This window comes from Paraburkholderia caffeinilytica, assembly GCF_051027425.1.
Classification (GTDB): domain Bacteria; phylum Pseudomonadota; class Gammaproteobacteria; order Burkholderiales; family Burkholderiaceae; genus Paraburkholderia; species Paraburkholderia caffeinilytica_A.
This window is the reverse complement of record NZ_CP186552.1, coordinates 3,960,323-3,980,055: the sequence shown is the minus strand read 5'-3', so window position 1 is coordinate 3,980,055 and position 19,733 is coordinate 3,960,323. Positions and strand designations below refer to the sequence as shown.

General features: G+C 62.2%; 18 protein-coding genes. 10 read left to right on the top strand and 8 right to left on the bottom strand.

The window, feature by feature from the left end:
* The 6 genes from ACOSV0_RS17650 to lpxC all read left to right on the top strand — a co-directional run bounded on the left by ACOSV0_RS17650 (position 1) and on the right by lpxC (position 6,288).
* On the top strand, positions 1–942 hold the full coding sequence (locus ACOSV0_RS17650) for a D-alanine--D-alanine ligase (protein WP_434107408.1): 942 nt from the start codon (positions 1–3) through the stop codon (positions 940–942).
* Between the two features lie 35 nt (positions 943–977).
* Positions 978–1,730, top strand: a complete 753-nt coding sequence (locus tag ACOSV0_RS17645; protein WP_434107407.1) for a cell division protein FtsQ/DivIB — start codon at positions 978–980, stop codon at positions 1,728–1,730.
* Positions 1,731–1,757: 27 nt separating this feature from the next.
* Positions 1,758–2,990, top strand: coding sequence for a cell division protein FtsA (gene ftsA / locus ACOSV0_RS17640; RefSeq protein WP_007180311.1), 1,233 nt, complete (start codon positions 1,758–1,760; stop codon positions 2,988–2,990).
* Positions 2,991–3,122: 132 nt separating this feature from the next.
* A complete protein-coding gene (gene ftsZ / locus ACOSV0_RS17635; RefSeq protein WP_434107406.1) occupies positions 3,123–4,319 on the top strand; it encodes a cell division protein FtsZ in 1,197 nt (398 codons plus the stop codon).
* A gap of 259 nt (positions 4,320–4,578) precedes the next feature.
* Entirely contained in the window at positions 4,579–5,082 is a 504-nt protein-coding gene (locus tag ACOSV0_RS17630) for a peroxiredoxin (RefSeq protein ID WP_434107405.1), read from the top strand.
* A 288-nt stretch (positions 5,083–5,370) separates the two neighbouring features.
* Positions 5,371–6,288 (top strand): UDP-3-O-acyl-N-acetylglucosamine deacetylase, encoded by a 918-nt coding sequence (gene lpxC / locus ACOSV0_RS17625; protein WP_434107404.1) that lies wholly within the window; start codon positions 5,371–5,373, stop codon positions 6,286–6,288.
* A gap of 80 nt (positions 6,289–6,368) precedes the next feature.
* Here the strand turns inward: lpxC and ACOSV0_RS17620 are convergent, their stop codons facing one another.
* A complete protein-coding gene (locus tag ACOSV0_RS17620; protein ID WP_434107403.1) occupies positions 6,369–6,854 on the bottom strand; it encodes a DciA family protein in 486 nt (161 codons plus the stop codon).
* A gap of 290 nt (positions 6,855–7,144) precedes the next feature.
* Here ACOSV0_RS17620 and secA point away from each other — a divergent pair, with 290 nt between their 5' ends.
* From secA to ACOSV0_RS17600, 4 genes are all read left to right on the top strand, one after another.
* Positions 7,145–9,955: a preprotein translocase subunit SecA gene (gene secA, locus ACOSV0_RS17615; RefSeq protein ID WP_434110324.1), complete on the top strand. Its 2,811-nt coding sequence runs from the start codon at positions 7,145–7,147 to the stop codon at positions 9,953–9,955.
* A 150-nt stretch (positions 9,956–10,105) separates the two neighbouring features.
* Positions 10,106–11,347, top strand: a complete 1,242-nt coding sequence (gene argJ, locus ACOSV0_RS17610; RefSeq protein ID WP_434107402.1) for a bifunctional glutamate N-acetyltransferase/amino-acid acetyltransferase ArgJ — start codon at positions 10,106–10,108, stop codon at positions 11,345–11,347.
* Between the two features lie 54 nt (positions 11,348–11,401).
* Positions 11,402–12,271 carry an ATP-binding protein gene (locus tag ACOSV0_RS17605; protein WP_434107400.1) on the top strand — a complete coding sequence of 290 codons (870 nt, stop codon included), beginning with the start codon at positions 11,402–11,404 and terminating at the stop codon, positions 12,269–12,271.
* On the top strand, positions 12,268–12,690 hold the full coding sequence (locus tag ACOSV0_RS17600) for an NUDIX domain-containing protein (protein ID WP_434107398.1): 423 nt from the start codon (positions 12,268–12,270) through the stop codon (positions 12,688–12,690). The genes ACOSV0_RS17605 and ACOSV0_RS17600 overlap by 4 nt, the downstream gene beginning before the upstream one ends.
* A 100-nt stretch (positions 12,691–12,790) precedes the next feature.
* Here ACOSV0_RS17600 and yacG read toward each other — a convergent pair whose 3' ends face one another.
* From yacG to ACOSV0_RS17565, 7 genes are all read right to left on the bottom strand, one after another.
* Positions 12,791–12,988 carry a DNA gyrase inhibitor YacG gene (gene yacG / locus ACOSV0_RS17595; protein WP_434107396.1) on the bottom strand — a complete coding sequence of 66 codons (198 nt, stop codon included), beginning with the start codon at positions 12,986–12,988 and terminating at the stop codon, positions 12,791–12,793.
* Between the two features lie 123 nt (positions 12,989–13,111).
* Positions 13,112–13,867, bottom strand: a complete 756-nt coding sequence (gene zapD, locus ACOSV0_RS17590) for a cell division protein ZapD (protein ID WP_325046545.1) — start codon at positions 13,865–13,867, stop codon at positions 13,112–13,114.
* Between the two features lie 311 nt (positions 13,868–14,178).
* The gene (coaE, locus tag ACOSV0_RS17585) at positions 14,179–14,781 is read right to left on the bottom strand and encodes a dephospho-CoA kinase (protein ID WP_434107395.1); all 603 of its coding nucleotides are present in this window, start codon (positions 14,779–14,781) and stop codon (positions 14,179–14,181) included.
* Between the two features lie 3 nt (positions 14,782–14,784).
* Complete coding sequence (locus ACOSV0_RS17580) at positions 14,785–15,726, bottom strand: prepilin peptidase (RefSeq protein WP_434107393.1); 942 nt, start codon at positions 15,724–15,726, stop codon at positions 14,785–14,787.
* Positions 15,727–15,754: 28 nt separating this feature from the next.
* Positions 15,755–16,984, bottom strand: a complete 1,230-nt coding sequence (locus ACOSV0_RS17575) for a type II secretion system F family protein (RefSeq protein WP_434107392.1) — start codon at positions 16,982–16,984, stop codon at positions 15,755–15,757.
* Positions 16,981–18,288, bottom strand: coding sequence for a GspE/PulE family protein (locus ACOSV0_RS17570; protein ID WP_434107391.1), 1,308 nt, complete (start codon positions 18,286–18,288; stop codon positions 16,981–16,983). The genes ACOSV0_RS17575 and ACOSV0_RS17570 overlap by 4 nt, the downstream gene beginning before the upstream one ends.
* Positions 18,289–18,418: 130 nt before the next feature.
* Positions 18,419–19,723, bottom strand: a complete 1,305-nt coding sequence (locus ACOSV0_RS17565) for an HlyC/CorC family transporter (RefSeq protein ID WP_434107389.1) — start codon at positions 19,721–19,723, stop codon at positions 18,419–18,421.
* Positions 19,724–19,733 lie beyond the last annotated feature (10 nt).

Here is a 19,733-nt window from a genome sequence, read left to right as displayed (position 1 = left end):
ATGAGCAGCATCGATCCCAAACAATTCGGCAAAGTAGCAGTGCTGCTCGGTGGGGATTCCGCCGAGCGCGAGGTGTCGCTCAATTCCGGCCGCCTCGTCCTGCAAGGTCTGCGTGACGCCGGTATCGACGCACATCCGTTCGATCCGGCCGAGCGTCCGCTCGCCGCATTGAAGGACGAAGGCTTCGTGCGCGCGTTCAACGCGCTGCACGGCGGTTATGGCGAGAACGGCCAGATTCAGGGCGCGCTCGACTTCTACGGCATCCGTTACACGGGTAGCGGCGTGCTCGGCTCGGCGCTCGGTCTGGACAAGTTCCGCACCAAGCTCGTGTGGCAGCAACTCGGCATCCCGACGCCGCCGTTCGAGGCTGTTCTGCGCGGCGACGACTACGAAGCACGTGCGAAAGACATCGTCGCGAAACTTGGCTTGCCGCTGTTCGTGAAGCCGGCGAGCGAAGGATCGAGCGTCGCGGTGATCAAGGTGAAGAGCGCTGACGCATTGCCGGCAGCGCTGCTCGAAGCGGTCAAGTACGACAAGATCGTCGTGGTCGAAAAGAGCATTGAAGGCGGCGGCGAGTACACCGCGTGTATCGCCGGCGATCTCGATCTGCCGGTGATTCGCATCGTGCCGGCCGGCGAGTTTTACGATTACCACGCGAAGTACATCGCCAACGACACGCAGTACCTGATTCCGTGCGGTCTGGCGGCTGACGAAGAGGCACGCCTGAAAGTGCTGGCGCGCCGCTCGTTCGACGTACTTGGCTGCACCGATTGGGGCCGCGCCGATTTCATGCTGGACGCGGACGGCAACCCGTACTTCCTGGAAGTGAACACGGCGCCTGGGATGACCGATCACTCGTTGCCGCCGAAAGCGGCGCGTGCGGTGGGCATCAGCTACCAGGAACTGGTTGTCGGCGTGTTGGCGCTGACCCTCAAGGACTAACAAAGGACTAAGCGGGGCAACCCGAAAGCAACACCATGTGGAACAACGTTCGCCAGCTCAATCTCGCCGCCAACGCATTGCATGTGTTGCTGGTGCTCGTGCTGCTGGCGGCAGGCGGTTACTGGTTGATCCAGCGTCCGAGCTTCGCGCTGCGCGAAATTCAGATCGACGGCGACACGGAGCACATCAATTCGCCGACGGTGCGCGCGGGTGTAGTAGGGCGCTTGAAAGGCAACTTTTTTACGGTGGATCTCGACGTCGCGCGGCAGGCGTTCGAGCAGATGCCATGGGTGCGTCACGCGAGTGTGCGGCGGGTTTGGCCGAACGCATTGGCTGTCACGCTTGAAGAGTACAAACCGCTAGGAACGTGGGGCAGCGATCAGTTGGTGAGCGTGGACGGCGAACTGTTCACCGCGAACCAGGGCGAGCTCGAAGAGGAGCTGCCCGCGTTCGACGGCCCGGACGGTACGGCCAAAGAAGTCGTCGCGCGTTATGGCGACTTCAAGAAGTGGTTTGCGCCGCTGGGCGCGACGCCGGATGAAGTCACGCTGTCGCCGCGTTACGCGTGGACGGTGAAGCTGTCGAACGGCATGCAGGTGGAACTTGGGCGCGAACGCAATCAGGACACGCTGCTGGATCGCAGCAAGCGCCTGACCGCGGCGTGGAACGCGGTGACGCAACGTTGGGGAAAGGATATTGAGTATGCGGACTTGCGCTATCCGAACGGTTTCGCGATTCGTGCCGCTGGCATGCGCTTCATCAGCGAACCCGACAAGGGCAAGAAGTAAACGGACATCACACGCAATGAGCACGCTATGAGTAAAGACTATAAAGATCTGCTGGTCGCCCTCGACATTGGGACGTCGAAGGTAGTGGCTATCGTCGCCGAGTTGAAGGGCGAGGGCCATTACGAGGTGATCGGCCTCGGCCAGAGCGAATCGAAGGGGCTCAAGAAGGGCGTGGTGGTGAACATCGAAGCCACCGTGCAGTCCATTCAGCGCGCGCTCGAGGAAGCCGAGCTGATGGCCGACTGCAAGATCACGAACGTATTCACCGGGATCGCCGGCAGCCATATCCGCAGCTTCAATTCGAGCGGCATGGTGGCGATCAAGGAGAAGGAAGTCACGCAGACGGACGTCGCACGCGTGATCGAGACGGCCAAGGCGATCAACATCCCGACCGATCAGCAGGTGCTGCACATTCTGACGCAGGAATTCATCATCGACGGTCAGGAAGATGTGCGCGAGCCGATCGGCATGAGCGGCATCCGCCTGGAAGTGAAGGTGCATATCGTCACCGGCGCGGTGAGCGCGGCGCAGAACATCGTGAAATGCGTGCGCCGCTGCGGACTCGAAGTGAACGATCTGATCCTGCAGCCGCTGGCTTCGTCGCTGGCGGTGCTGACGGAAGACGAAAAAGAACTCGGCGTGGTGCTGGTCGATATCGGCGGCGGCACGACGGACATTGCGATTTTCAGCGAAGGCGCGATTCGTCATACGGCGGTGATTCCGATCGCCGGCGACCAGATCACGAGCGACATCGCGATGGCCTTGCGTACGCCGACGCCGGACGCGGAAGACATCAAGGTCGACTACGGCATTGCAAAGCAGGCCTTGGCCGATCCGGACGAAATGATCGAAGTGCCGGGTCTCGGCGAGCGCGGTCCGCGCACGCTGTCGCGCCAGGCGCTGGCGGCGGTGGTCGAGCCGCGTGTCGAAGAACTGTTTTCGCTCGTGCAGCAGGTGGTGCGCGAGTCGGGTTACGAGGAACTGCTGAGCTCCGGTGTGGTGCTGACCGGCGGCGCGTCGATGATGCTCGGCATGGTCGAACTCGGTGAGGACATTTTCCTGAAGCCGGTGCGCATCGGCGTGCCGGAATACGCGGGCGGTCTTGCAGACGTCGTGCGTAACCCGCGTTATTCGACGGCGATGGGGCTGCTCGTCGAAGGACGCTCGCAAAGAATGCGCGGCCGCAAGGTCGCGGTGCAGTCGGGGTCGATGGGCCAGGTCTTCACGCGAATGAAAGACTGGTTCCTCGGCAACTTCTGACGAATTCTGGTTTTGAACGGTTTTACGTAAATACGCGCTGGTGCCGGCGGCTGGCGCGCGACAGGAGGTTGCCCGATCTCCTGCCGAATAACGGCCGAAGTGGCTGCAATTTTTTATCTTGACGGAGGCAACATGGAATTCCAGATGCTGGAAACCGAAACGAACGGCACCATTATCAAGGTGATCGGAGTAGGTGGCGCTGGCGGCAATGCCGTTCAGCACATGATCAACAAAGGCGTGCAAGGCGTCGACTTCATCGTGATGAACACGGACGCGCAGGCTCTGTCGCGTTCGCGCGCTTCCGCGGTGATCCAGCTCGGCAACACGGGTCTGGGCGCCGGCGCCAAGCCGGAAATGGGTCGCGCAGCAGCAGAAGAAGCACGTGAGCGCATCGCCGACGCACTGCGCGGCGCGCACATGGTGTTCATCACCGCAGGCATGGGTGGCGGCACGGGTACGGGTGCAGCACCGGTGGTCGCGCAGATCGCCAAGGAAATGGGTATCTTGACTGTTGGCGTGGTCAGCAAGCCGTTCGAATTCGAAGGCGGCAAGCGCATGCGTGTGGCAGAAGCTGGTTCGCAGCAACTGGAGGATCACGTCGACTCGCTGATCGTCGTTCTGAACGACAAGCTGTTCGAGGTGATGGGCGATGACGCCGAGATGGACAAGTGCTTCCAGTGCGCAGACGACGTTCTCAACAACGCAGTTGCCGGCATCGCGGAAATCATCAATGTCGACGGTCTGGTGAACGTCGACTTCGAAGACGTGAAGACGGTGATGGGCGAGCAGGGCAAGGCGATGATGGGCACGGCGACGGTTGCCGGCGTCGATCGCGCGCGTCTGGCTGCCGAGCAGGCTGTGGCCAGCCCGCTGCTGGAAGGGGTGGATCTGTCGGGTGCGCGTGGCGTGCTGGTCAACATCACGTCGAGCCGTTCGCTGCGTCTGTCGGAAACGCGCGAAGTGATGAACACCATCAAGAGCTATGCTGCAGAAGACGCAACCGTGATCTTCGGCGCGGTGTACGACGATGCAATGGGCGACGCGCTGCGCGTGACGGTCGTGGCAACGGGTCTGGGCCGTGCGGCGAAGAAGCAGCAATCGGCACCGATGACGCTGCTGCGCACCGGTACGGACAATCAGCCGATCAGCGCGCACGCTGCCTACACACCGCAGTCGTCGCACGCCAGCACGGCCGATTACGGCGCGCTGGACACGCCGGCTGTGTGGCGCACGTCGCGCGATACGGCGGCTTCGCACGTGCAGGCGCTGCAGGAAAAGGGCGTCGACACGTACGACATTCCGGCGTTCCTGCGCAAGCAGGCGGACTGAGCGCACGGGCAGGCTTTCGTTGCCGCGTTGCGGGTTGTACAACAGCGCAGCGCCGGCGGACGAATGCACGAGCGTGGCGGGTGAACGGCGAACAAGCCGCGTATCGTCGATTCGCGGCAAGGACAGGTGCCCTCTTCGGATTCGCGAAGCGGATGGGGCGACTGTCGCCGGATGGCGGAGCCTGTAGTCAGGCGGACGCTGAATTCACTGCGACACGACAACGTGCGAGCGTGCTTCGCATCGATGCAAAGGACTGAGCATGATTCAGACAGGTGACAAGCTGCCCGACGCGACACTCTTCGAATTCGTCGAAGACGCGCGAGCGGGCTGTACGCTGGGGCCTAACAGCTTCAACGTGCACGAGCAGACGGCGGGCAAACGCGTGGTGATCTTCGGGTTGCCGGGCGCGTTCACGCCGACCTGTTCGGCCAAACATGTACCGGGTTACGTCGAGCACGCCGAGCAGTTGCGCGCTCTTGGCGTCGACGAGATCTGGTGCGTGTCCGTCAACGACGCGTTCGTAATGGGCGCGTGGGGACGCGATCAGCACGCCTCGGGCAAGGTGCGCATGATGGCGGACGGCAGTGCGGCTTTCACGCGGGCGCTCGGTCTTGAGCAGGATTTGTCGGCGCGCGGCATGGGAATCCGTTCCCAGCGCTACGCGATGGTTGTCGACGACGGCGTGGTCAAGACGTTGAACGTCGAGGCTGCCGGCAAATTCGAAGTGAGCGATGCAGGGAGTATTCTCGCTACGTTGAGCTAGTTGCGACGGCGTCAGGCCGTTTGCCCCGAGGTTGCGCGGTGACCGCGTTGTATCAGGGCAACGGCGTATAAGACGCTTTTGTGACAGGCAGTTACTCGGGCCGATGACCGGAAACGCCTCCGTTTCGGACATCGGCCCGTCACGCTTTCCTGACGGGCGCCCTTTAGGTAATGCAGCGAAACAGATTGATACGTTCCGCGTAACGACGCTCCTTAGGGTAATGGAGTATACTTCGCGCTATGGAATAAAAAGTCCCGATTGGGATTTTCAATCGAATAGAAGATCACCATGTTGAAGCAGCGCACTATCAAATCAATCGTCAAGACAGTCGGCATCGGCCTGCACTCCGGCCGCAAAGTCGACTTGACGCTCCGTCCGGCGGCGCCGGACACGGGCATCGTGTTTTCGCGCGTGGATTTGGCCACGCCGGTGGACATTCCTGCGTCGGCGTTGGCGATTGGCGATACGCGTCTGGCTTCCGTGTTGCAGAAAGACGGCGCGCGCGTGTCGACCATCGAGCATTTGATGTCCGCATGCGCAGGCCTCGGTATCGACAATCTTTATATCGACGTGACCGCTGAAGAAATTCCGATCATGGACGGCAGTGCAGGTTCGTTCGTGTTTCTGATTCAGTCGGCCGGTATTGAAGAACAGAACGCGCCGAAGAAATTCATCAAGGTCACCAAGCCTGTGGAAATTCGCGACGGCGATAAATTCGCGCGTCTCGACCCGTATTTCGGTTTCAAGCTCAAATTCACCATCGATTTCCGTCACCCGGCTGTGGATAAAACCGGCCAGGCGCTGGAAGTGGATTTTGCCAATACGTCGTATGTGCGGGAAATCGCCCGTGCGCGCACGTTCGGCTTTGCGCATGAAGTGGAAATGATGCGCGAACTCGGTTTGGCGCGCGGCGGCAGCATGGATAACGCCATCGTGCTGGACGAATACCGCATTCTGAACAACGACGGCCTGCGTTACGACGACGAATTCGTGAAGCACAAGATGCTCGACGCGATCGGCGACCTGTACGTGGTCGGTCATCCGTTGCTGGCTTCGTACACGGCGTACAAGTCGGGCCACGGTCTGAACAACGCGCTGCTGCGCGAGCTGTTGGCGCATGAGGATTCGTACGAAATCGTCACGTTCGACGATACGCAGAAGGCCCCGCGCGGCTTCGCGTACGAAACGCAGACGGCGTTTGCGTGATCTGAATAGCGTCTTCGGATGAAATGTCCGAAGTGTATGGATGAAAAATAAGCGGCCCAGATGGGCCGCTTATTTTTTGTTCAGCGATTTCTCCGATGCCGCGCTGCCATTTTGGCCAATGCCTCCTGCAGCGGCGAAGGCGCGAGCGATTCGGAAAGGGCTTGCAGCGCATCCGCGCCGGCCGGCGTCATGCGTGCCTGCTTGACCGGCGGCGGCTCCTTCAGGGGCTGCGGCCGTACGCGAATTCGCAGCGCATTGACCGGCCAGCCGCGCTGCTGCAGATCCGACAGCAGGCGCGGTTCGATCTGGCGCAACCGGGCCGCCAGCGCATTGTGCGCGGCAAACAGGGCCAGCACGCCTTCCTTGATGAAGCTCGGCTCCACGCTCGTGGCCAGATAGTCCGGCAGCAGCTCACGAAGATCCTTTTCCAGCGCCGCAATCTGCTCGACGCCCGCGCGCAGGGCCACGAACGCGTCGGTGCGATTCAGCACTTCTGCGACGGGCTGCGGGCGGCGCGCTTTGAACTGCTTGGGCGGCGGCCTTGAAAAGGACGGAATACGGCTCATGTTCTAGGGTAACGGCGTGTTCGCACCCTATGTGCGTTCACGCCGCGATTGTACCGCGCGGGATGCACGCGGCCCCGCCTCAATGTGTACCGTCGGAAGTCGCTGCGGCGGGGTTTCTGTGCCTCGCCAGCGTCGCACGGCTGACACAGGCGCGGCCGGGGGCGCGTGCTAAAATGCCCGATTCGAATTCACTCTTGGACTAAGCCGCCGAGGCCCTTCCGACCCAGGAGCGCACGTGCATGAACCGCACGCCGCGAACCAGCCGAAGCCGCGACGCAGACACCGATCCGATGACCACCGGTTTTCTACAGAAGATTTTTGGCAGCCGCAACCAGCGGCTAGTCAAGCAATATCAAAAGACCGTCACGGCGATCAATGCGCTCGAGCCGCAGATCGAGCAATTGACGGACGACCAACTGCGCGCCAAAACGGGTGAATTCCGCCAGCGCGTCGCGAGTGGCGAGTCGCTCGACAAGCTCCTGCCGGAGGCCTTCGCGGTGTGCCGCGAGGCCAGCAAGCGGGTGCTGAAAATGCGCCACTTCGACGTGCAGCTGATCGGCGGCATGGTCCTGCATTACGGCAAGATCGGCGAAATGCGCACCGGCGAAGGCAAGACGCTCGTCGCCACGCTGCCGGTGTACCTGAATGCGCTGTCCGGTCGCGGCGTGCACGTCGTCACGGTCAACGACTACCTGGCCCAGCGCGACGCCGAATGGATGGCGCGTCTGTACAACTTCCTCGGTCTGTCGGTCGGCATCAACCTGTCGCAGATGGATCATGGCGCGAAGCAGGAAGCGTACGCCGCCGACATCACCTACGGCACCAACAACGAATTCGGCTTTGACTACCTGCGCGACAACATGGTCTACGAGACCGACGCGCGCGTGCAGCGAGCCCTGAATTTCGCGGTGGTCGACGAGGTCGACTCGATCCTGATCGACGAAGCCCGTACGCCGCTGATCATCTCCGGGCAGGCCGAAGATCACACCGAACTCTACGTGCGCATGAACGCGCTGCCGCCGCTGCTCGAACGCCAGATCGGCGAAGAGAAGGCGGACGGCACCGGCGTCGAAAAGCCGGGCGACTACACGCTGGACGAGAAAGGCCGCCAGGTTTTCCTGACCGAATCGGGCCACGAAAAGGCCGAGCGCCTGCTCGCCGAGTGGGGCCTGATCGGCGAGGGCGAAAGCCTGTACGCGCCGCAGAACATCACGCTGATGCACCACGTGTACGCCGCGCTGCGTGCGCACACGCTGTTCTTCAAGGATCAGCACTACGTTGTGCAGAACGGCGAAGTCGTGATCGTCGACGAATTCACCGGCCGTCTGATGTCGGGCCGCCGCTGGTCGGATGGTTTGCACCAGGCTGTCGAGGCGAAAGAACACGTCAAGATCCAGAGCGAGAACCAGACGCTCGCGTCGATCACGTTCCAGAACTACTTCCGTATGTACGCGAAGCTGTCCGGCATGACCGGCACGGCCGATACCGAAGCGTACGAATTCAACGAGATCTACGGTCTCGAAACGGTTGTGATCCCGACCAATCGTCCGCCGAAGCGGATCGACAAGCAGGATCAGATCTACAAGACCGCGAAGGAACGTTACGACGCGGTGATCCGCGACATCCGCGATTGCTACGAGCGTGGTCAGCCGGTGCTGGTCGGTACAACGTCGATCGAAAACTCGGAACTGCTGTCGCATCTGCTGAAGCAGGCTGGCTTGCCGCACGAAGTGCTGAACGCCAAGCAGCACGCGCGTGAAGCCGAGATCGTCGCCGAAGCAGGCCGTCCGAAGCGTGTCACGATCGCCACGAACATGGCCGGTCGCGGTACCGACATCGTGCTCGGCGGCAATGCCGAAAAGCAGGCGTCCTTCCTCGAACAGGATGAAACGCTTTCTGACGCAGAGAAGCAAACCCGAATCCAGAAGCTGCACGACGAATGGCAGGCACTGCACGATCAGGTGAAGGCCGCGGGCGGTCTGCACATCATCGGCACCGAACGTCACGAATCGCGCCGGATCGATAACCAGTTGCGCGGCCGTGCCGGCCGTCAGGGCGACCCGGGTTCGTCACGCTTCTATCTGTCGCTGGAAGATCCACTGCTGCGCATTTTCGCGGGCGATCGCGTGCGCGCGATCATGGACCGTCTGAAGATGCCGGAAGGCGAGGCGATCGAGGCGGGCATCGTGTCGCGTTCGATCGAATCGGCGCAACGCAAGGTTGAAGCGCGCAACTTCGACGTTCGCAAGCAATTGCTCGAATACGACGATGTGTCGAACGATCAGCGCAAGGTGATCTACCAGCAGCGCAATGAATTGCTCGAAGCGAACGACATCACCGAAACCATCGGCGCCATGCGTCATGGCGTGATCGCCGATATCGTTCATCAGTTCGTGCCGGCCGGCAGCATTGAAGAGCAGTGGGACGTGCCCGAACTGGAAGAAGTGCTGCGCAACGAATGGCAGCTCGACCTCGCGATCCAGGAAATGATCAACGAGTCGAACTCGATCAGCGTGGACGAGATCCTCGAAGCCGTTGAAGCCGCTGCGGACGAAGCGTACGAATCGAAGGTCGAACAGGTTGGCCGCGAATCGTTCAGCGCGTTCGAACGCTCGATCATGCTGCAAACGCTGGATCGTAGCTGGCGCGAACATCTTGCCGCGCTCGATCATCTGCGCCAAGGTATCCATCTGCGCGGTTACGCGCAGAAGAATCCGAAGCAGGAATACAAGCGCGAGGCGTTCGAACTGTTCGCTGCGATGCTCGACGCCGTGAAGCTCGAAGTCACCCGTGTGGTGATGAACGTGCAGATCCAGTCGCCTGAACAGCTGGAGCAGGCTGCCGAACAGTACGAAGAGCAGGGCAGTCACCTCGAGAACGTCGAGTTCCGTCACGCCGAATTCGCCGAAGCGGCAGCAGCGGCGCCTGCCGCCGCGGAAGCGGCGACCGCAGCCATGATTGGCGACGCGATGAGCCACGGTTCCTCGCACGCCATCGGATCGGACGTGAGCGTGGACAACGTGCCGAAGGTCGGCCGCAACGACCCGTGCCCATGCGGTAGTGGCAAGAAGTACAAGCAGTGTCACGGTAAGATCGCATAATGCCGAAAGCGGCGCGCTTTAAGCGCGCCGCTTCGTTTTACCTAGTGCTTTGCTGTTGATTTCGCGGTGGTTCGGCTACACGCCCGAGCCATCAGTTTCCGATCCCTCGATGCCGGCGCCTGCCGGCATTTTCTTCGACAGGTCGCGACCATGGCTGTCAATTTCCCCTCGATCGATCCCGCTCAACTCCATCCCATCGCCGGCGTCACGCTGGGCTGGGCGGAGGCGAATATCCGCAAGCCGAACCGCAAGGACGTGCTGGTCATTTCCGTCGGCGAAGGCGCGACGGTAGGTGGCGTATTTACGCAGAACCGTTTCTGCGCCGCGCCCGTGACGGTGTGCCGCGAGAATCTGGCGCGCGTGCGTGCCGGCGGCAAGCCGATTCGCGCGCTGGTGATCAATACCGGTAATGCGAACGCGGGCACGGGCGAACCGGGCCTCGTGGCTGCGCGCGAAACCTGCGCCGAACTCGCGCGTCTCGCGGACATCACGCCGGAACAGGTGTTGCCGTTCTCGACGGGCGTGATCCTGGAGCCGCTGCCGGTCGATCGTTTGAAGGCAGGTTTGCCGGCCGCGTTGGCGAATCGCAAGGAAGCCAACTGGTATGACGCCGCCCAGGCGATCATGACCACGGACACACTGCCGAAGGCCGTCTCGCGCCAGGTCACGGTCGAAGGACACACGGTTACGCTCACCGGCATCAGCAAGGGCGCCGGCATGATCAAGCCGAACATGGCGACCATGCTCGGCTTCCTCGCGTTCGACGCCGCCGTCGCGCAACCGGTGCTCGACGAACTGGTCAAGCATGTGGCGGACCGCTCGTTCAACTGCATCACGATCGACGGCGACACGTCGACCAACGATTCTTTCATCCTGATCGCCTCGGGCAAATCGAGCCTGCCGGCGATCACGTCCACTGACTCGCCCGCTTATGCAGCGCTGCGCGACGCGGTGACCGAGGTCGCCCAAGCCCTCGCACAACTGATCGTGCGCGACGGCGAAGGCGCGACCAAATTCATGACCGTGCATGTCGAAGGCGGCTCGAGCGTCGGCGAATGCCGCCAGATCGCGTACGCGATCGGCCACTCGCCGCTCGTGAAGACGGCCTTCTATGCGTCGGATCCGAATCTCGGCCGCATTCTCGCGGCCATCGGCTATGCCGGCGTGGACGATCTCGACGTCGGCAAGATCGATCTGTATCTGGACGACGTGCTGGTCGCCACTGCCGGCGGCCGCAATCCGGCCTACCGTGAGGAAGACGGCCAGCGCGTCATGAAAAAGAGCGAGATCGGCATTCGTGTCGTACTCGGCCGCGGCAATGCGCAAGCCACGATCTGGACTTGCGATCTGTCGCACGACTACGTGAGCATCAACGCCGACTATCGTTCGTAACCAGGTTTCTCACTAGGGTTTTGACGCGGCTTTCGGGCCGCGTACCTCACAGCCATGGATAAACTCGAACAGTTTTTGACCCGGGCCGAAGCCGTGCTCGTCCGCCTCGAAGCCATGCTTCCGCCTGCCGCGCCGCAGATCGACTGGTCGGCTGCGGTTGCTTTTCGCTGGCGCAAACGCCAGGGGCGCGGTTATTTGCAACCGGTTCCGGCCATCTCGTCGATTACGCTCGACGACCTGCAAAACATCGATCGCCAGAAAGGCCTGATTGAGCAGAACACTCGCCAATTTGTGCACAAGCAGCCGGCCAATAATGTGCTGCTGACGGGCGCGCGCGGCACCGGCAAGTCGTCGCTGATCAAGGCCTGCCTGAACGCCTATGCGAAAGACGGTCTGCGCCTGATCGAAGTCGATAAAGACGATTTGCACGATCTCGGCGACATCGTCGATCTGATCGCGCAGCGGCCGGAGCGTTTCGTGGTGTTCTGCGACGATCTGTCGTTTGAAGACGGCGAGTCGGGCTACAAGGCGCTGAAGGTTGCGCTGGACGGCTCGATCGCGGCTCAGTCGGACAATGTGCTGATCTACGCAACGTCCAATCGCCGCCACCTGTTGCCGGAGTACATGAGCGACAACGAGACGTACAAGCACACGTCCGACGGCGAGATTCACCCGGGTGAACTGGTTGAAGAAAAAATTTCACTGTCCGAGCGCTTCGGGCTGTGGGTCAGCTTCTATCCGTTCAAGCAGGACGACTATCTGTCGATCATCGGCCACTGGCTGCGCCATTTCGGCTGCGACGACGCGGAAGTCGAAGCGGCGCGCGGCGACGCGCTGGTGTGGGCGCTGGAGCGCGGTTCGCGCTCCGGGCGTGTCGCATGGCAATTCGCTCGCGACTGGTCCGGCCGGAAGGCTCCGGTATGAGTGACGCACAGAAGAACACGGCCGGCCGCCCGGTGACTGAAGTCGCGGTTGGCGTGCTGATTCAGCCGGACGGACGTTATCTGCTGGCGCAGCGCCCGGCAGGCAAGCCGTACGAGGGGTACTGGGAGTTTCCGGGCGGCAAGCTGGAAGCGGGCGAGTCGGTCGAGGCCGCGCTAGCCCGCGAGCTGCACGAGGAACTGGGTATCGACGTCAAGGCGAGTCATCTTTGGCACACGCTCGAACACGATTACCCGCACGCCTACGTGCGACTGTTTTTCTGCAAGGTGACGGAGTGGACCGGCGAGCCGCACGGCCGTGAAGGCCAGGCATTTGTCTGGCAGATGCTGCCGGCTGACGTCTCACCGCTATTGCCGGCGACGATTCCCGTGCTGGAATGGCTCGCGGCTGAGCAAAACTAGAAAAATAATCGGTGGTTTTAAGCGGCGCTGCGTGAGCAGCGTCGCCTATAGCGCGACTGCCAGCACACTTCTGCGTGTCTCTGCAACCTTTGCACGGCGCTCAGTGTGGGTTGTAATCCCCACCGGGCGACTCATCCGGCGGCGTTTCTTCTTCCGTGCCGCCAATCTTGTACTTCTCAGCGGCCCAGGCGCCGAGGTCAATCTGCTTGCAGCGGTCTGAGCAGAACGGGCGGAAGCGGCTTTCGGGGGTCCAGCGGACATCCTTCCCGCAAGTAGGGCATTTGACGACGGTAGGCATACGGTCAGGCAGTCAATCGGAAACGGAACAAGTAATGAATATAGGGGCATTTTTCGCCGCTTTAAAGGCGTGGCCCCGCGATGATTCGGCCCTGGCTCTACGAGGCGGCCGTTAAGCGCTGGCTTACAGGCTGCAAAGCGTGAGCTGGAACGGCACGTCGACATCCACTGCGCGCGGACGCAAATCGCCGTCCTGCACCGTGAACCGCACCCAGAGCATGTATTTGTTGGCGCTGGCCTCTGGAATCACCCGCAATTCAGGTGTTACCCGTACCTGCATCAGCTGGTATGAGCGGCCTGACAGCATTTGCTGATAGCTGCCCTGCATCGCCATGACCTTGGACGCCTGACCGGATTCGCGTGCGAGGCGCAGCACGATCGTTGCCGCATCGCGCAAGGGCAGCAGTGGAGTGACCCATTTGGCGATATCTTGCCGGCGCTGATCGGGATGAATCTGCTGCCACGCGTAGTACGAAGGCAGATCGAACTTGCAGGTGCCGCCCGGGATGATCGCGCGGCTGCGGATGCTGGCAAGCCACTCGTTGTCCGCCAGATGCTGGCCGGTCTTGCCCTGCATTTGCGAAAGCCCCGACAAGGTCTGCTCGATTTCTCCCAGCACCGCCTCCAGCGCATTCTGCTCGATGCCTGGATTGCCCCGGAACGGCGCCAGGGTTTGCCGTTGGCGTTCGAGCTCCTTCATCAGATCGGACTTCAGATCCGCGCGACCGGCAACGTCTGAGATTTCGAACAACGTTGTCAGTGCGACGTGATGTTCCCTGGCGTCTTCCTGGGTCAGAAAGAACGTGAAGCGCTCGAACAGATCTTCGAGGCGCAATAGCGTCCGGATTCGCTCGTTGAAGGGATACTCGTAAAGGATCAAGCGGGCTCGCCTCGGGCGTGGTCGGTGACGGGAATGCAGAACATTCTAATGCCGTGAGACTACCCTAGCAATCACGCACTTTTTCGGCGTGCTTCCGCAACTTTTTTCACGTGTTCAGGGCGGTTTTCTGCATGCTTCGGCTCGCGTGCCGCGACAAAGTTCAACGAATGGGGGCGAGACCTGGTGTGCCGACTGCGTGTGCCGTTCGTGTGGTGCTTATACGGGACTTATGTGACGCCCGTGTTCCGTTGCGGCGGACGTATCGAACGCTCGTCGACAATACTGCCTGGCAAGCGACGGCCCGCATATTCTTATGCGCCCGCCAGCGACAGATAGACGCGATGTTGCGCGTCGACGTGTGTCTTGAGGACGTCAAGCGGTGCGTTGTCGTTGTCGATGACGTCGTCGGCCGCGGCGAGGCGTGCTTCGCGCGTCGCCTGGCGAGCGATGATTGCCAGCACCTGTTCACGACTGAACCCGTTGCGACTCATCACGCGCGAGATTTGCGTCTCGACGCTGCAATCGACTGTCAGCACACGATTCACGCGAGTCTTCCAGCTCCCCGACTCCACGAGCAGCGGTACCACGACGATGACGTACGGCCCTTGCGCCTCACGCTGTTCACGTTCGGTCTCCGCACGAATCAACGGATGCGTGATGCCTTCAAGGCGTTTGCGCGCGCCGTCGTCGCTGAACACCAGCGTGCGCATGCGGGCGCGGTCGAGCGAACCATCTGCTGCAACGAACGCATTGCCGAACTCCGCGGCGATTTGCGGCATCGCAATGCCATGCGGCGCCGTGATGCGGTGCGCGATCAGGTCCGTGTCGACAAGCGGCACGCCGTGCGCGGCGAACAGGTCGGCCACGGTCGATTTGCCGCTGCCGATGCCACCGGTCAATCCCACAGCAAACATGCTTCAGCCTCCCAACGCCAGATAAAGCGGTGTGCCGAGAAATAGCGTAACAGCACCGCCCGCGGCGAGAAACGGCCCGAACGGCAGCGGCTCTTCGAAGCGCATGCGGCCGCGCCACGTTGCCGCGAGACCGACCACTGCGCCAGCCACCGCCGCGATCAGCACGATCTGCGGCAGCGCGGCCCAGCCGAGCCAGGCGCCGAGCGCAGCCAGCAGTTTGAAGTCACCATAACCCATACCCTCGACGCCACGCACCAGCCGGAACAGCCAATGCACGGCCCACAGCACCAGATAGCCGAAGATCGCGCCCAGCACGGCATCGTGGAGGCTCGCGAACATGCCGTTGAAGTTGACGATGAGGCCGGCCCACAAAAGCGGCAGCGTCATTGAATCAGGGAGCAGATGGGTGTCGATGTCGATCGCGCTCATCGCGAGCAGTGCGGCGCATAGTCCGAAGGCGGCGAGTGCCATGCCGGTTGGTCCGTACAGCGCGAGCGCCGCGGCCGCAATGCCGGCACTGGCGATTTCGAGCAGCGGATAGCGCGGGCTGATGCGCGCTTTGCATGCCGAGCAGCGCCCGCGCAGCAGCAGATAGCTCAGCACCGGCAGGTTCTCCCATGGGCTGAGCACGTGGCCGCAGTGGGGACACGCGCTACGCGGCGCCCACAGGTTGTAGCGAGCGGGCAAACCGTCGTTTTCGAGCGTTTCTTCGATGGCTTCGCTGACCTCTTCACGCCACGCGCGCTCCAGCATGATCGGCACCCGGTGCACGACCACGTTCAGGAAACTGCCGATCACCAGACCGAATACGATCGCGAATGCGATCTGCACGCCGCTGGGCAAGCTGCCAAACGCGAGGCCGAGACTGGTCGCGAAGTGGCCGGGCAGCAGACCCGAAAGCAGGCTGGAAGAAGTATCTGACACGGGCGGAATGGTGGCCTGCATATATAAAGGGTGGGATTCGGCTGCGATGCTACACCACGTTGCCAAGTTGAATAATGGGAAGATACATCGCGATCACCAATCCGCCGACCAGCGTACCCAGCACGATAATCACAAGCGGTTCGCACAGGCTCGAGAGCGTGCCGATCTTTTCGTCTACCTGACGATCGGCGAGCGAGGCCACATCGATCAGCATCGTGTCGAGTGCTCCGGACTCCTCGGCAACCGCAACCGGCTGCACGACCTCAGGCGGAAAACAGCGCGCTGCGCGCATGGCGGCGGCGAGTCGTTCGCCGCGCCGCAGCCGGGCGGCAATCTCCACGGTGGCGCGATCGAAGAAAGCGTTGCCGGTGGCGTGTGTGAGTGAATCGAACGCGTCCGCGAGCGGCGTGCCGGCCGACAGCAAAGTACCGAGCGCGCGGCTCCAGCGCGCCGCGCACAAGGTGCGCAGCAACGGACCGGCGACCGGCATTGTCAGCGATAAGCGTGCGAACCGGATGCGCACCGCTTCGGAACGTCGTTGCAGAAACGTCACAGCCGAGCCCGCTGCGAAAATCATGACGACCAGAGGAACGCTCCAGCGCGCGGCACCCGCCGACAAAGCCAGCACGAACTGCGTGGGCGCGGGCAATTTTGCGCCGAACCCGTCGAAGATCTGCTTGAAGGTCGGCACGACCCACACCAGCAGGGCCGCGGTGATGGCGATTGCAAGCAATAGGATCGCGACAGGATAGGTCAGCGCCGCGCGGACCTTGGCGCGCTGCGCGGCGGCGCGTTCGCGGTCGTCGGCGATACGGGCGAGGATGGCCGGCAACGCACCGGCCGCCTCGCCTACTTCGACAAGCTGGCAATAGAGTGCGTTGAACTGCGCCGGATGCCGCTGCAACGCAGCGGAGAAGCGCAGGCCGCCCGTGATATCGCGTGCCAGCGCGCCGACGATCCGTGGCATGCCTTGCCGGCGCGAACTCTGCGCCTGTGCCAGCAGCTCCAGCGAAGGTGCGAGCGGCAAACCGGCGCGCAGCAGACTGGCAAGCTGGCGGGTGAACACCGTGACGTCGGTGGTGCGGGCCTGGGGACGCGGCGCCGGCCCGCGTGCCGTAAGTTCGACGATGAACAGCTTGTCGCGCTTGAGTATGGCTCGCGCGGAGCTTGCGTCCGGCGCAATGAGGGCACCGGCTTTTTGTACGCCGTCACTATCGACGCCGCGCCATTTGAAACGCGTCTCAGGTGCTGGCGGCGAATGAGTTGTCGCGGTGCTCATGCGACCTCGGTGGCGGCTAGTGCTTCAGCGAGGCTTGTCGTGCCGTCGCGCACACGTGCCAAGGCTGCGTCGCGCAAGGTGGCGACCTGTTCAGTTTGCGCGAGCCGGGCCAGTTCATGAGTGCCTGCGCGTGCCACGATCAACTCACGCATCGCATCCGAGACCGGCATCACCTGGTGAACCCCGACCCGGCCGCGGTAGCCGATGCCGTGGCATGCCGCACAACCGGCCGCGCCGAATGGCTGCCAGCCGTCGAGCTGATCGGCGACAAAGCCCGCTGCTCGCAGCGCTGCCTCAGATTCTGACTCAGGGGCGCGACACGCTATGCAAAGCCGCCGCACCAGCCGTTGCGCCGTCACCATCCTTAACGCAGCGGCCAGATTGTATGGCTCGACGCCGATGTCGATCAGGCGTGCGACGGCGGCAGGCGCGTCATTCGTGTGCAAGGTCGACAGGACGAGGTGGCCGGTCTGCGCGGCCTTTACGGCAACATCGGCGGTTTCGTCGTCGCGGATTTCGCCAACCATGATCACATCGGGGTCCTGGCGGAGAAACGCACGCAGCGCTACGGCGAATGTCAGGCCGGCTTTTTCGCGCACGCTCACCTGATTGATACCCGCCAGTTGAATTTCCGCCGGATCTTCCACCGAGCACAGATTGCGCGCCTCATCGTTGAGCATGTGGAGGAAGCAGTACAGCGACAGCGTCTTGCCGCTACCGGTGGGGCCGGTGACGAGCACGAGGCCGTGCGGCGCGCGAATCGCGGCATCGACTGCTTCACGTTGTCGAGGATCGAGGCCGAGTGAGTCGAGTGAAAGATCGGTGGGTAGTGCGTCGAGCCTGCGCAACACCAGCTTTTCGCCGAACAGGGTAGGCAGCGAGTTGACACGATAGTCTTCGACGCGGCCGGGCGACGTGGCAATACGCAGCCGGCCGTCCTGCGGCACGCGCCGCTCGGCGATATCCATGCGCGCCAGCACCTTCACGCGGGTGATGAACGCGTCGCGCAGATGCGCGGGTGGCTGAGGGATTTCATGCAGTACGCCGTCGATGCGCAAACGCACACGCCAGCCGTGCTCCGCCGGTTCGATGTGCAGGTCCGAGGCATTGCGGCGAGTGGCTTCCTGCAACGTGTCGGTCAGCAGGCGTACGGCGGGCGCGTTATCGGAATCGGAGAGACTTGGGTTGAGATGAGGGCTGACGCTGACGTCGGTCGCAAAAGCGTGGCGCCTGGGTTTGGTTGCGTTTTCGCTATCGACGGCGACCGGCCGCAACAACGCCGTGCGTTGAAAAGAATCTTGCATGGGAGACCGGTGATGAGCCGCCTGTAGAACACGACGACTCCATCATCCGGTAAGGCCGCCGGCGCCACCACTCGGCCAATCGGCTAATGGCGCGCGCCGCGTCCATGTGCGATGCTGCAACGCGCAGGTCTTAGCCGCGTGCGGCCTTGGCGGCTTTTGCGCCCGTGCGAGTGGGCGGTTTGAACAGCTTGACGGTGCGAATCGCCTGGTCGTCGCTGCGCATCACTTCGAGTTTCATCTCGCCGATCTGCACGCACACGTCGCCGTCGGGAATCTCTTCGAGTATTTCGAGAATCAGTCCGTTGAGCGTTTTCGGTCCGTCGGTCGGCAGCGTGAGATGCAGCCAGCGGTTCAGTTCGCGTAGCGGCATGCTGCCCGCAACGATACATTCGCCGCTCTCGTTCCAGCCGCCGCGCGAATTGGCGCTACGCGGAATCGACGTGGTGAATTCGCCGATCAGCTCTTCGATGATGTCTTCCGGCGTGACCAGTCCTTGCAACTCGCCGTATTCGTTCACAACCAGCGCCGTGCGGTGACGGCTCTCCTGGAAGTACTGAAGTTGCTGGAATACGGGCGTGCCGGTCGGCACGAAATACGGCTCGGCCAGCAACTCGCGCAGCGTTTCGCGCTCCAGTTCCTGGTTGTGCAGGGCAGCCAGCGTCTTGCGTACGTGCAACACGCCGAGCACGCGGTCGATGTCACCCTGATAGACGATCAGTTTGTTGTGGTAACAGGTTTCCAGCTGATGCAGGATCTGCTCGAACGGTGCGTCGAAGTCGAGCGCTTCGATACGGCGGCGCGGGATCATCACGTCGTCGACAGAGATGTTCTCGAGGTCGAACAGGTTCAACAGAATGCTGCGGTGCTTGGTCGGCATGAAGCTGCCCGATTCGAGCACGATGGTGCGCAACTCTTCGGTGGAAAGCCGCTGATCGTGCGCGCCTTTGGTATTGATATGCAGCACGCGCAAGATGGTGTTCGCGAACAGATTGACGAACCAGACGAGCGGCTTGCCGACGCGCATCATCGGGGCGATCAGCAGGCTGGCCGGCAGCGCGATCTTTTCCGGGAACGTTGCGCCGACGATCTTCGGCGTGATTTCCGCGAACACGATAATCAGAAACGCGACGATGCCGGTCGCGATCGACAGCACGACGTTATTGCGGCCGAACGTATGCAGCGCGATCGAGGTGGTGAGCACCGGAATGATCGTGTTGAAGAGATTGTTGCCGATCAGGACCACGCTCAACAGCTGGTCGGTGTGCGCGAGGAGACCCTGAGTGGTCTTCGCGCCGAGCGCATTCTGATTGGCAAGATGTTTCAGGCGATGGCGGTTGATCGCCATCATCGCCGTTTCGGAAATCGAAAAGAAGCTGGAGCAGATAAGCAGCAGAAAGACGGCGCCGATCTGCGCCCATAAGGGAAGTTGTTCCACGCGTAGCGAA